Genomic DNA, 400 nt, shown 5'->3' on the forward strand with positions numbered 1-400 from the left:
CACGCTGCCCCCGCCCACGCCGCCCCGGCGGCCGGCGGGCACGCGGCGCACGCGTCTCACGGCGGGCACACCGGGGCCGCACACGCGACGGACGCCGCCGGCGGACTCGACGCCGGCGGAACGTTCGGCCAGTTCCTCGGCGGGCACTCCTCCGTCGGCATGCTCGCCGCGCACCTGCTCGCGGCCGCCCTCTGCGGGCTGTGGCTGTGGCGCGGTGAGACGGCGCTCTTCCGGCTGCTGCGGCTGCTGCGCACCCTCGCCCTGCCGCCGCTCGCCCTCGACCCGACACCGGTCCTCCTGCCCGAGCCGGTCCGTATCTCCCGTCCCGCCCGCGAGGACCACACCGTCCCGCTGTGGGACGCCCTCCTCGCCCACTTCTTGATCCGTCGCGGCCCGCCCG

General features: G+C 78.2%; 1 pseudogene. It reads left to right on the top strand.

Features of this window, described 5'->3' with window-relative positions:
* Positions 1–400, top strand: a pseudogene (locus tag FNX44_RS28510) (hypothetical protein); the annotation flags it as partial.

It is taken from the genome of Streptomyces alkaliterrae, assembly GCF_007097205.2.
In the GTDB taxonomy this organism is placed as follows: domain Bacteria; phylum Actinomycetota; class Actinomycetes; order Streptomycetales; family Streptomycetaceae; genus Streptomyces; species Streptomyces alkaliterrae.